The 13,137-nt window shown below is 30.1% G+C and carries 8 protein-coding genes; 7 read left to right on the top strand and 1 reads right to left on the bottom strand.

What is annotated here, in order from left to right; all coding sequences use genetic code 11:
• Positions 1-7: 7 nt before the first annotated feature.
• Positions 8-1,918 (bottom strand): autotransporter outer membrane beta-barrel domain-containing protein, encoded by a 1,911-nt coding sequence (locus AJ932_RS07815; protein ID WP_410002271.1) that lies wholly within the window; start codon positions 1,916-1,918, stop codon positions 8-10.
• Positions 1,919-2,578: 660 nt separating this feature from the next.
• On the opposite strand from AJ932_RS07815, the gene fdhD reads away from it, so the two are divergent.
• The 7 genes from fdhD (at position 2,579) to putP (ending at position 13,122) form a co-directional block, all read left to right on the top strand.
• On the top strand, positions 2,579-3,361 hold the full coding sequence (fdhD, locus tag AJ932_RS07810; RefSeq protein WP_052794950.1) for a formate dehydrogenase accessory sulfurtransferase FdhD: 783 nt from the start codon (positions 2,579-2,581) through the stop codon (positions 3,359-3,361).
• Positions 3,354-4,091 (top strand): winged helix-turn-helix domain-containing protein, encoded by a 738-nt coding sequence (locus AJ932_RS07805; protein ID WP_002870865.1) that lies wholly within the window; start codon positions 3,354-3,356, stop codon positions 4,089-4,091. The genes fdhD and AJ932_RS07805 overlap by 8 nt, the downstream gene beginning before the upstream one ends.
• Positions 4,092-4,198: 107 nt before the next feature.
• A complete protein-coding gene (gene ccaA, locus AJ932_RS07800) occupies positions 4,199-6,301 on the top strand; it encodes an aspartate chemotaxis receptor CcaA (RefSeq protein WP_070275956.1) in 2,103 nt (700 codons plus the stop codon).
• Between the two features lie 109 nt (positions 6,302-6,410).
• Positions 6,411-6,983, top strand: coding sequence for a sulfurtransferase-like selenium metabolism protein YedF (gene yedF / locus AJ932_RS07795; RefSeq protein ID WP_002867054.1), 573 nt, complete (start codon positions 6,411-6,413; stop codon positions 6,981-6,983).
• A gap of 10 nt (positions 6,984-6,993) precedes the next feature.
• Positions 6,994-8,016, top strand: coding sequence for a selenide, water dikinase SelD (selD, locus tag AJ932_RS07790; protein WP_079860378.1), 1,023 nt, complete (start codon positions 6,994-6,996; stop codon positions 8,014-8,016).
• A gap of 130 nt (positions 8,017-8,146) precedes the next feature.
• Positions 8,147-11,635 (top strand): proline dehydrogenase family protein, encoded by a 3,489-nt coding sequence (locus AJ932_RS07785; protein WP_070275958.1) that lies wholly within the window; start codon positions 8,147-8,149, stop codon positions 11,633-11,635.
• A gap of 17 nt (positions 11,636-11,652) precedes the next feature.
• Entirely contained in the window at positions 11,653-13,122 is a 1,470-nt protein-coding gene (putP, locus tag AJ932_RS07780; protein ID WP_070275959.1) for a sodium/proline symporter PutP, read from the top strand.
• Positions 13,123-13,137 lie beyond the last annotated feature (15 nt).

Here is a 13,137-nt window from a genome sequence, read left to right as displayed (position 1 = left end):
TTTAAGATTAAAATTTATACTTAAGTCCTACTTGACCACTTAAGTAAGTTTCATTTTTATTATCTACTTTACCTGCTAGTATTTGTTTAGCACCAAAGCCAAGATTCATACTGAGTTGATTTGTAAAATCTACATTACCCCCTACGATAATTTGTCCGTATGTTTTTTTCTTGTTGTTAGCTTCTACGCTAGTAAAGAAAGCATTATTTACAGCTAGGTTAGCTGTGTAATCATCACCACTATTGATAACAAATTGTTCTATTTTTGGAGTTACAAAAATATAAGAGTTTTCATTCATATATTTTCTAAATTCAGCACCCACTTCAACACTTACAGAATTGTTTTTCATAGAATCAATATCTTTAGCAATAGCACCATTTTCTGTATGAGATGGAGTATAACTAAAATAATAATTTATCCCTGCAAAAGGTTTAATAAATAAAGTATTATCACTAAAGTCAAACACACGACCTACATTAGCACTAAATCCTAAGAATTTGCTTGTATAATCTGAGTTATATGCACCATCTGTTTGAATATTGTCTTGTTTAGTTGGAGAAACTTGAGCATAAGCTTTAAGATTAAGTTCCCATTGTGGAGCTATATTGATAGTAGAATACATACCTAATTGGAAGTTATCGCTTTTTTGTTCTAAATTATTGTCTTTGATTTTAGCATTTGCATAAGTAAAATAAGTACCCCATAAAACATTATCATTAGCTTGTTTATCTACCCCTACGGTAGCACCATACATTGCACCACTATCTCCATCGATAATGTTAGCACCACCAAAAGCATTAGCCCAAATACTATTGGTATATTCATTTACATAGCTTGGTCTCATATCACTATCTAAAGCAGCAAATTTAAGGCCATTCATTTTAGAAGCATAAGTTCCAAAAGGATTGTTTAGCATTGCTACACGAGAGCCTATAGAAACATCATTAGAAATATTCATAGTGGTATTAACTGCGCTAGAAGCTGAATTTAGATTAGATACAGATTTACCTGTATTGTCTGTGTCTTTTTTGATTTGTAGGGCTAGTTTTGCACCGCTAAAACTTTTTAAATCTAGTCCTAAACCTTGATCTACAAGTTTGTCTGCGATTTCTCTAAGATTAAGTACAGCATTATATTCAGCACTTCCTTCTTTAAGGTTGTATAATTTTACTACTTCTTTGTCTAAGTTTGGATTGTTTTCGCCTTTTTGTATTATTTCATTTAATTTATTTTTTTGGTCTTCAAGCTGTTTTTTTATTTGTTCATTATCATTAAATTGTTTTATTAGTTTTTCTAGCATTTTTAAGTCAATTTTTAATTGAGTTAGAGTATTTTTTAAATGCTCAGTTGCTGTTCCATTTGCTACCAAGCATTTGCTAGATCCGCAATTTACTTCTTTTAAATTGTAATCTACTAATTCCATATCCAGCAAATTTTTATCAAGTGTTATACTTTGAAAGGTGTCTTGATTTTTATCTATATCGATATAATCACTTGCAAATTTGCCATATGAAGCTTCAGCTGTATTTGATGTGCTTATATCCTTATTAAATCCTTGTGCTTGGATTAAAAGTGTGTTTTTAGCAAGCAAATCTCTAAAAGATGTACCATTTACGCTAAATTTAGAATTAGTGATATTCGCATTATTAGCAACTTTTATAGAATAATTTTGCACTGCATAAGGATTGCCAAATTCAAAAAAGGTTTTGTCTGCATTTAAATTTCCATTTACGACAAGGTTATTTCCATATACAGATACTCTTGAGCCTTTTTGTGTATCATCTTCTACTAAATTAGTTCCGCTAAGGCTTAAATCTCCATTGAACACCGAGCCGCTTTGATTGACATATAAATTCATATCTTTAAGTATGGTTTCTTTAGCATTTACATAAAGATTTGCAATGTAAGAACTTTCCATACCAACATTTTCGATATTTAAAGTATTTTTATCACCCAAATCAAAGACATACTTAAATTCATCAGTATCGATATCTTTATCATCTGGATTTAAAAAGCTTTCATCATCAAATCTAGGAATGTTTGATTTTATGGTTAAATCATTGCCTTTTAAACTATCTCTATTTATTAAAACTACATCTTGCCCTTTAACTTCAAAATAATCTTGCAGATTTTTTCCGCTAATCCCATCTAGTTCTATTTCAGTTGGTGTTGTCTGAGTTTCAACTAAGGTATTTTTAGAATTTAAATCTACTGCCATTACATTGCTACAAAGTGCAGCACCTAAGCCAAAACCCACTAAAACTTTACTCGCCGAAAACGAAAGCTTCATAAATTCTCCTTATACAAAAAATAAAAAAACCATTATACCCCCCCCCATAAAAAAGAGCTTAAGAAGTAATTTTATAAAGAGAAAATTTTATTTTTGTTTTTAAATTTCAAATTGTTAGTATATTTTCACTTGAAGAGTTTAAAGAGTAAATTTATGTTTTTTTGATATAAAATGCTTTAAAATTCTTAAAAATTATAAATTAAACCCCTATTTTTTTATCAGTATTACTTTTAATTATGTTTTTTTGATATAATTAAATTTTTAAAATAACGCGAAAAGAGAAAGCTTATGGAACCCTTATTTACAACTCAAATTTTAAAATATAAAGGTGATGAATCTTTTACATGCGATGATACTTTAGTGCGTGAAATTAAGCTTGAAATTTTTATTAATGATGAAAGAGTAGGTGCTTTAATGGCAACTCCTGTAGATGAACAGGCATTAGCAATAGGGTATTTAATGAGCGAAAATATCATTGCGAAAGTAAGCGATATTGAGAACATAGAAACAAAAGATGATGGTATGAGTGTGCATATCAAAGCAAAGATTGATAAAGAAAATTTAGCAAAGCTTAATGCTGAAGGCGTAGTTATAAGTGGTTGTGGTAGAGCACATACTGCAAATATCGATTTAGAAGCCATTGAAGCAAGTAAAATTAGTTCTGATGTAAAATTTAGCAAAGATGAAATTTTAAAACAAATGAGTACTTTTTATACTCAATGTGAGCTTTATGAGAAAACAGGCTGTGTACATACGGCTAAGCTTTTTGTAAATGAGAAAACTTTTTTTATAGGTGAAGATATAGCTCAACATAATACCATAGATAAAGCTTTAGGAAAAGCACGTTTAGCTGGGGTTGATTTAAGTCAATGTTTTTTAATGGTTAGTGGAAGGCTAAGTTCTGAAATGGTAGCTAAAGCAGTTATGCATAAAATTCCAGTCCTTGTTTCACGCACGGCTCCTACTTGTTTAGGAGTTATGATAGCAAGAAAATTTGATTTAACGCTTTGTGGTTTTGCTAGAGAAAATAAGATTAATATTTATAGTGGAGAATTTAGAATTCATGGATAAAAACCAAGAAAAAGAAATCATCTCATACATGAGAGAATTGTTAAATAGTAATGAAAAATTAGATTGTGGTACGGCTTTTAAAATTGCAAAGAAATTTAATGTAAATATAGAAAAAATCGGACAATTAGCCGATGAAAATCACATGAGAATTGATAATTGCGAGTTGGGGCAATTTGGATATTTAGATTTTGAAAAAGCAAAGATTGAAGTGCTTAAAAAAATAGAACCTAGTTTAGATGAAAAGCGTAGAATTTTTTGTAAAGATGCAAGAGATATTGCTAAAGAAGGTTGTGGACTTAAAAGTATGCGTTCAGCTTTAAAAGCTTATAAGGTTGATGTAAAGTATTGTCAACTTGGTTGTTTTAAAGAAAAAAAAGGTAAGCAATTTATAGTAAGAACAAAAACTTGGATTGAAAATGCGGATGGAGATTTGCTTTTTGGACGAGGAAAAACAGAACTTTTAGAGCTTATCGGACAAACAGGTAGTTTATTGCATGCTTCTAAACTTATGGGGATTAATTATAAAAAAGCTTGGATGCATTTACAAACCTTACAAAAAAATTCTCAAGAAATTTTAGTTAGCACACGACAAGGACGCTCTAAAGAATCAGGAACAAAACTTACTCCTAGAGCTTTGGAATTAATGGAAAATTACTCTATTTTGCAAAAGGACATAGAAGAATACGCTAATAAACGTTTTAAAGAATTGTTTTTAAAAGGAAAAAAATAAATCTTCTATCAAAAAATACTAATACATAATATTTTTATAATTAATTAATATTATTTTTTAAAAAAATATGTTAAAATTAGAAACTAAATTTTTTTAGGAGTTGTAAGATGTTTAAATCTTTAAATATAGGTTTAAAACTTATTTTTTCTGTGGCAACTGTTGTTGTTATTGGACTTGTTATTTTAATTTCATTAATCACAAAACAAGTAAGTCAAAATATTACCAAAAATACAGAAGATATTCTTGCTTCTATCACGAAAGAATATGCTACCCAAACTCAAGGAATTTTTGGGGAAATGATCGCTTTAAATAAAAGTATTTCAGGTACTTTAACAGAAATGTTTAGATCAACCTCCAAAGAAGATTTAGATATAGATAATATAACAAATATTATAACCAATACTTTTGATAATAGCGCTTATTCTAATTTTACTTATTTGTATCTTATCGATCCGCCAGAATACTTTAAAGAAGAGAGTAAATTTTTCAATACTCAAAGTGGAAAATTTGTCATGCTTTACGCCGATGAAGAAAAGGATAATAAAGGCGGAATAAAAGCAATACAAGCTAGTGATGAAATAGCTAATTTGCAAGTTGTGCAAGATATATTAAAAAAAGCAAAATATGGGGAAAATAAAGTATATATAGGCCGTCCTATTAAAATGAATTTAGAAGGTCAAAATTTTGATGCTGTAAATATTGCTATGCCTATATTTGACCGAAAAAATCAAGTTGTAGGTGTTATCGGTATGACTTTGGATTTTTCGGCTATTGCTACTTATCTTTTAGACCCTAAGAGCCAAAAATATAATGGAGAATTAAGAATTCTTTTAAATTCAGATGGTCTTGTTGCAATTCATCCTAATAAAAATTTGGTTTTAAAAAATTTAAAAGATGTCAATCCTAACAAAGGTGCACAAGAGACTTATAAGGCTATGAGTGAAGGAAAAAATGGAGTTTTTAACTATATAGCTTTTGATGGTGATGATTCCTATGCTGCGATTAATAGTTTTAAAGTGCAAGATAGTTCTTGGACGGTTTTGGTAACTGCTCCTAAATATTCAGTTTTTGAACCTTTGAAAAAATTACAATTAATTATTATTAGCGCATCTTTTATTTTTATTTTTGTTGTTTTAGGAGTGGTTTATTATTGCGTAAGAAAAATTGTCGCATCTAGATTGCCTGTGATTCTTAGTTCTTTAGAATCATTTTTCCGTTTTTTAAACCATGAAAAAATTGAACCTAAGGCTATTGAAATTCGTGCCAATGATGAGCTAGGGGCAATGGGTAGAATCATAAATGAAAATATTGAAAAGATTCAAATATCTTTAGAACAAGATCAAAATGCTGTAGATGAATCAGTGCAAACTGCTAGAGAAATCGAAAAAGGTAATTTAACTGCAAGAATTACTAAAAATCCTATAAACCCTCAATTAGTAGAACTTAAAAATGTTCTTAATAGAATGCTTGATGTTTTGCAAAGTAAAATTGGTTCTAATATGAATGAAATTAATAGAGTTTTTGATAGTTATAAAGCGCTTGATTTTAGCACAGAGGTGCTTGATGCTAAAGGCGAAGTTGAGATTACAACTAATATTTTAGGTAAAGAAATTAAAAAGATGCTTGTAGCTTCTTCAAATTTTGCTAAAGATTTAGCCAATCAGTCAGAAGAGTTAAAAAATTCTATGCAAAAACTTGCTGATGGCTCTAATGCACAAGCGAGTTCTTTAGAACAATCGGCTGCAGCTGTAGAGGAGATTAATTCTTCTATGCAAAATGTAAGTGGAAAAACAGTTGAGGTTGCTTCGCAAGCTGATGATATAAAAAATATTGTCAATGTGATTAAAGATATCGCTGAGCAAACGAATCTTCTTGCTTTAAATGCAGCTATTGAAGCTGCACGTGCTGGAGAACATGGGCGTGGTTTTGCAGTTGTTGCAGATGAGGTAAGACAGCTTGCGGAAAGAACAGGAAAATCCTTATCTGAAATAGAGGCAAATATTAATATACTTGTTCAAAGCGTAAATGAAGTAGCAGAATCTGTAAAAGAACAAACAGCAGGAATCACACAGATTAACGATGCTATAGCACAACTTGAAACTGTAACTAAGGAAAATGTCGAAGTTGCAAATGTTACCAATAATATAACAAATGAAGTCAATCAAATTGCTGCGGCAATTCTTGAAGATGTGAATAAAAAAAGATTTTAAAAAAGCTCATTTTGAGCTTTTGAATTTTTTCCATATTGTTTAAAATTTTTAAACACAAAACAAGTAATAAAATAATATTATTTTTCAAAGCTAATATCAAGGAAAAATAATGAAAATTGATTGTCGCAATCTTTCTTGTCCTCAGCCTATAGTTGAAACAAAAAACGCTCTTGAAAAACTTCAAGAAAATGAAATTTTAGAAATTGTTTTAAATTCTATTATTTCAAAAAATAATGTTGTAAAATTTCTTAACTCTTTAAATTTAAATCCTATTATAGATGAAAATGCACAAGAGTTTTGCATCAAAGTGCAAAAAAAGAATTTTAATTCTAGTGAAGTAAATATTCACGATTATAATGTTTTATTTTTAAAAACCGACAAAGTGGGTGAGGGTGAATTGGGACAAAATTTACTTGTAGGATTTTTAAGTACCTTAAAAAATTTAGATCATGCTCCAAGTAAAATTCTTTGCGTAAATGAAAGTGTTTTAATCAATGTTGATGAAAATCATAAAGCACATTTAGCTATGAAAGAACTTGAAAATTTAGGTATTGAGATCATAAGTTGCGGAGCTTGTTTGGAATTTTTTAATAAAAGCAAAGAACTTAAAATAGGAAATATAGGCAATGCTTATGAAATTTTAAACGAGCTTTTTGGTAAAGCAAAGATTATTACTTTGTAAAGGAAAAACACTGCAATATAAAAATCAAAATTTAACGCATTTTGTTAAAGCAGCAGGCTGAGCAGCGAAATTAAGCCCGGGTGGTCTTAAAACAATTTTAAATTTCATGCAAAAAACCCCTGCCTTACTTAGCGATATTGGAAATAATGAAGATGCAAGTGTATATCAAATCAGCCGCGATTTAGCTTTGGTGCAAACGCTTGATTTTATCACTCCTATAGTAGATAGTGCTTATCATTTTGGTGCTATTGCCGCAGCAAATGCTTTAAGCGATGTTTTTGCTATGGGTGCAGAGGTGATTAATGCCTTAAATATAGTAGGTTTTGATACTTGTAATCATGATTTAAATATCTTAAAAGAGCTTTTAGAAGGTGCAAATGATAAGGTTCAAGAATGCAATGCTTTAGTTGTGGGTGGCCATACTATAGAAAGCACTGAGCTTTTTTTTGGACTTAGTGTTACAGGAAAAGTACATCCTAGTAAATTTATTGCTAATAATACTTCTAAAGTTGGAGATTGTATCATTTTAACCAAGCCTTTAGGAACAGGAATTTTAAGTACAGCTTTAAAGGCACAAATGCTAAATCAAAAACATTTAGATATAATGCTTAAAAGTATGATGGAGTTAAATTATAAAGCCAGTCAAATTGCTCTTAAATTTCACCCAAGCGCCATGAGTGATGTCACAGGTTTTGGACTTTTAGGTCATTTAAAAGAAATGCTAAATAAAAATATTTCTTTTGAAATTTTTGAAAGTGAACTTCCTTTTTTAGATGGAGTAAAAGAGTATTTTAATATGGGTTTAATTCCTGCTGGAGCTTATAAAAATTTAGAATTTATAAAAGAATTTATCCCTGATTTAAATGAAGAAAAATTATTACTTTGTGATCCGCAAACTTCAGGAGGACTTTTAATTTCTATAAGTGAAAAAGAATCCTTAGAATGTTTAAAAAAACTAGAAGATGAAAATATTCAAGCTAAAATTATTGCTAAGGTTGCAAATAAGCAAGAAAATGATATTATCATTTCTTAATTTTTGTTACTTATATACCCATTAAAATTTTTTTTATCATTTTTTATACATTTTCTATGATTTAAAATATTATTTTTTATCTTATTTATATATTATTTATTAAAATTTATTTTATCTTAGGAGATACGAAATGATACAAAAAGCTTTAGCCTTAGCTGAAGAATTGCAAGGACAAATAGAAGCTAATATTTTAAATTCTGAAAAAGAATTTCACTCAAAAATGCAAAAACTTCTTAATAATCCCAAAAATAAAGTTATGCTTATAGAACTGCTAGATCGTTCTTTTAGATGTAAAGATAAAAATGCAAGTTTTGAGCTTATAGAATATACTTTGAATAAATATGGTATAGCGGATTTTTTTAGCACCTTTGAAAAATTCCTACTTTTTAGTTTTTTAAATTTTGGTAAATTTGCTCCTAATTTAAGTGTACCTTTTTTTGTCAAACATTTAAGAGAAGATACTAAAGCCATGGTTCTAGATGCAAATCCTAGTGTTTTAGAACCACATATTAAGAAAAGAAAAGAGCAAGATAAAATTACCTTAAATGTGAATTTAATCGGCGAAGAGGTTTTAGGCGAAGCTGAGAGTAAATATCGTATGCAAAAATACGAAGAAGCCTTAAAATCAAGTTATATCACTTATATTTCCATAAAAATTACTACTATTTTTTCACAAATTAATATTATAGATTTTGATTATTCTAAAGAAGAGGTAGTAAAAAGACTAGATTATCTTTATGCTTTAGCCTTAGAAGAAGAGAAAAAACAAGGTGTATCTAAATTTATCAATCTGGATATGGAAGAATTTAGGGATTTAGAACTCACCGTTGCAGCTTTTATGGAAAGTGTGGCTAAATTTGATATTAAAGCAGGGATTGTTTTGCAAGCTTATATTCCTGATTCTTATGAGTATCTTAAAAAACTTTTTGATTTTTCAAAAGAGAGAGTTTTAAAAGGTATGAAGCCTATTAAGATCCGTTTTGTTAAGGGTGCTAATATGGAAAGTGAAGAAACTATTGCATCTCAAAAAGGCTGGGAACTTCCTACTTTTGACAAAAAAATAGATACTGATAGCAATTATAATAAAATGCTTGATTTTATTCTTGAAGGAGATAATTATAAATACATCAACATAGGAATTGCAAGTCATAATATCTTTGAGATTGCTTATGCTTATACACGCATAAGTGAAGTGGGTGCTTTAGATTCTTTTACTTTTGAAATGCTTGAAGGTATGAGCTTACAATGTTCTTATGAATTATCTAAAATGCATGATTTAATCCTTTATGCTCCAGTTTGCGATGAAGCACATTTTAATAATGCCATTGCTTATCTTGTAAGACGCCTTGATGAAAATACAAGTGAAGATAATTTTATGCGTTATTTTTTTAATCTTAAAGTAGGAGATAAAAACTGGAATATCCAAAAAGAACTTTTTTTAAAATCTTTAGAAGGCATAAGAACTCTTGATAACACTACGCATCGTAAGCAAGATAGAAATAAAGAATCAAATATCATGAGTTCTTATGAAAGTAAAAAATTTAGCAACGAAAGTGATACGGATTTTATTTTAGCGCAAAATAGAGCGTGGGCTAAAGAAATTAAAGCTAAGTATGAAAATTTAAAAGATTATGATGTTTATCCTGTTATAGGTGAGTTTGATTTTAAAGCAGAAAATTTAAATGTTTTAGAAGTTAAAGATAAGATTGAAGATAGAGTGATAGGAAAGGCTTATTTAGCAGGAGAAAAAGAAATCAAACAAGCTTTAGAAATAGCTAAAAATTCCAAATTTACACAAAAAAGTCATGATGAAATTTATCAAATTTTAGCCAAAAGTGCAAAACTTATGAGAGAAAGAAGAGGGGATTTGATAGGTTTGGCAGCTTTAGAAGTGGGCAAAACCTTTTTAGAGATCGATCCTGAAGTAAGTGAGGCTATTGATTTTATAGAGTTTTATCCGCACTCTTTAGAAGAGCTTAAAAAACAAAATCCAAAAGTTAAATTCACACCCAAAGGCATAGGGGTTACGATAGCTCCTTGGAATTTTCCTGTAGGGATTTCAGTGGGCACCATAGCTGCACCATTAGCTGCAGGTAATGTGGTGATTTACAAACCTTCTTCACTTTCAACCTTAACAGGTTATATGCTTTGTAAGTGTTTTTGGGATGCAGGTATTCCAAAAGATGCTTTGATTTTCTTACCTTCAAAAGGAAGCGATGTTTCTAAATATTTACTTGTTGATGAAGCGATTAAATTTTCAATTCTTACAGGGGGAGAGGATACTGCTTATGCTATGTTAAAAGCTAATCCAACCTTGCTTTTAAGCGCTGAAACGGGCGGAAAGAATGCGACTATAGTTTCTAAATTTGCTGATCGTGATAGCGCGATTAAAAATATCATTCATTCTGCTTTTAGCAATAGCGGTCAAAAATGTTCAGCTACTTCTTTGCTAGTCTTAGAAGAAGAGGTTTATAATGATGAAGAATTTAAAAAGACTTTAGTGGATGCTGCAAGTTCTATGGCAGTGGGCAACCCTTTTGAATTTAAAAATAAATTAGGTGCTTTAGCTGATAAGCCAAGTTCTAAAGTTCAAAAGGCTTTAGATGAATTACAACCTTATGAAGAATGGGCATTAAAACCTAAGTTTTTAGAGGATAATCCTTATTTGATGACTCCAGGCATAAAATACGGCACTAAAAAGGGTGATTTTACTCATATGAATGAACTTTTTGTGCCGATTTTAAGTGTGATGAAGGCTAAAGACTTAAAAGAAGCTATTGATATAGTAAATTCCACAGGTTATGGTTTAACTGCAGGTTTTGAAAGCTTAGATGAAAGAGAATGGGAGTATTTTCACACTCATATAGAAGCAGGAAATATTTATATCAACAAACCAACCACAGGGGCTATAGTTCTGCGTCAACCTTTTGGTGGGATTAAAAAATCTGCCATAGGTTTGGGTAGAAAAGTGGGAATTTATAATTATATCACTCAATTTTTAGAGATTAAGCAAGAAGATTTTGATGATCATTTAATTGAAGATAAATTTTCAAAAAAATTAGCACAAATAGATTTAAAAGAATCACAAGATTTTATGAACAATTTAATTAAAATGTCTCAATCTTATGCTTATCATTATAAAAATGAATTTAGTGTTTCAAAAGATTATGTCAATATTCGTGGAGAAGATAATCTTTTTTCTTATACTAAAATAAAGAATATGGTTTTAAGACTTTGTGGAAATGAAAGCTTAAAAGATGTTTTAGGGGTGGTTTTAGGTGCAAATATTGCAAATATTGATCTAAGTATCAGTTATGATGAACAAGATATTAGTATGATAGAACGAATTGTTCAAAGCATAGGAGCAAAAGTATTATTTTTAAAAGAAAATAAAGAAAATTTTATCAAGAGTATTAAAGAATATGAAAGAGTGCGTTATTTGGCAAAGCCAGATGTAAATGATGAGATTTATAAAGAGGCTGCAAAGCTTGCTAAAATCATCATAAGAGAAAAGCCATTGTTAAATGGTCGTTTTGAACTTTTAAATTATTTTAATGAAAAAGCTTTAAGTATATCTTTTCATCGCTATGGAAATTTAGGCATTAGAGCAATATCTTAATAATTAAGGAGAGATTGATGGAAGTAGTTCAAATTAATACCCCAATAGCAGTGATGTTTGTAGTTTATGCCTTATTGATGCTTTATATAGGTTTTTATTTTTATAAACAAAATAAAAATTCAGAAGATTATTTTTTAGGTGGGCGTACTATGGGGCCTGTGATATCTGCACTTAGTGCAGGGGCTTCTGATATGAGTGGTTGGCTTTTAATGGGATTACCAGGAGCTTTATATGTAAGTGGTTTTATAGATTCTTATATTGCAATTGGGCTTACTATAGGAGCTAGTTTAAATTGGATTTTTGTGGCAAAAAGACTTAGAATTTATACCAGCGTGATTGCAAATTCTTTGACTATTCCTGATTATTTTGAAACTCGTTTTGATGATGATAAACATATACTGCGCATCATATGTGCGGTGGTAATTTTGATATTTTTTACCTTTTATGTTTCATCAGGACTTGTAAGTGGAGCAAAACTTTTTGAAAGTACTTTTGGTATCAGATATGATTATGCTTTAACTACCGGAACGATTATTATTGTTGCTTATACTTTTTTAGGTGGATATAAGGCAGTTTGTTGGACGGATATGATACAAGGGCTTTTAATGATGATGGCTTTAATCATTGTGCCTTTGGTTATGCTTTATCATTTAGGTGGCTTTGGTGAAGCGATGAATATAGTAAGAGAAATAAAGCCACAAGCTTTATCTATGGGCGAAGGAGTAGGAGTTATAAGCATTATATCTGCACTTGCTTGGGGTTTGGGTTATTTTGGTCAACCACATATTTTAGTGCGTTTTATGTCGATTCGTTCTACTAAAGATATTCCTATGGCCACTTTTATAGGTATTGCTTGGATGGCGGTTTGTCTTTTAAGTGCTTGTATGATAGGTGTTTTGGGCATAGCTTATGTGCATAAATTTGAATTAAGTTTGCAAGATCCTGAAAAGATTTTCATCGTGATGTCGCAACTTTTATTTAATCCTTGGATAGCAGGTATTTTACTCAGTGCTATTTTGGCGGCTATTATGAGTACGGCAAGTTCACAATTGCTGGTTTCAAGTTCTACTATAGCAGAAGATTTTTATAAAAAGATTTTTAGAGAAGATGCGCCAAGTCATGTTGTATTAAATTTAGGTAAATTAGGTGTTTTACTGGTAGCTGTAATAGCGTTTTTGATTTCTACTGATAAAAATTCAAGTGTTTTGAGTATAGTTTCTTATGCATGGGCTGGATTTGGAGCTTCTTTTGGTTCTGTAATGCTTTTTTCTTTATTTTGGAGTAGGATGACAAGAGTAGGAGCGATTTTAGGTATGATAACAGGAGCTGCTACTGTGGTACTTTGGAAGAATTTTGCAAATTCGGGTCTTTATGAAATAGTTCCAGGGTTTTTAGCAGCTTCGGTGGTAATTATTATTGCAAGTTTGTTTACAAATGTAAGATCTGGAACTAAAGCAGCTTATGAAAAGATGTTAAAAGAGCTTTGAGAACAAAAGCCTTTT

This window comes from Campylobacter sp. BCW_6873, from assembly GCF_001762365.1.
Lineage (GTDB): Bacteria > Campylobacterota > Campylobacteria > Campylobacterales > Campylobacteraceae > Campylobacter_D > Campylobacter_D jejuni.
The sequence above is the reverse complement of the archived record's forward strand: the minus strand, read 5'-3'. Positions and strand labels throughout refer to the sequence as shown.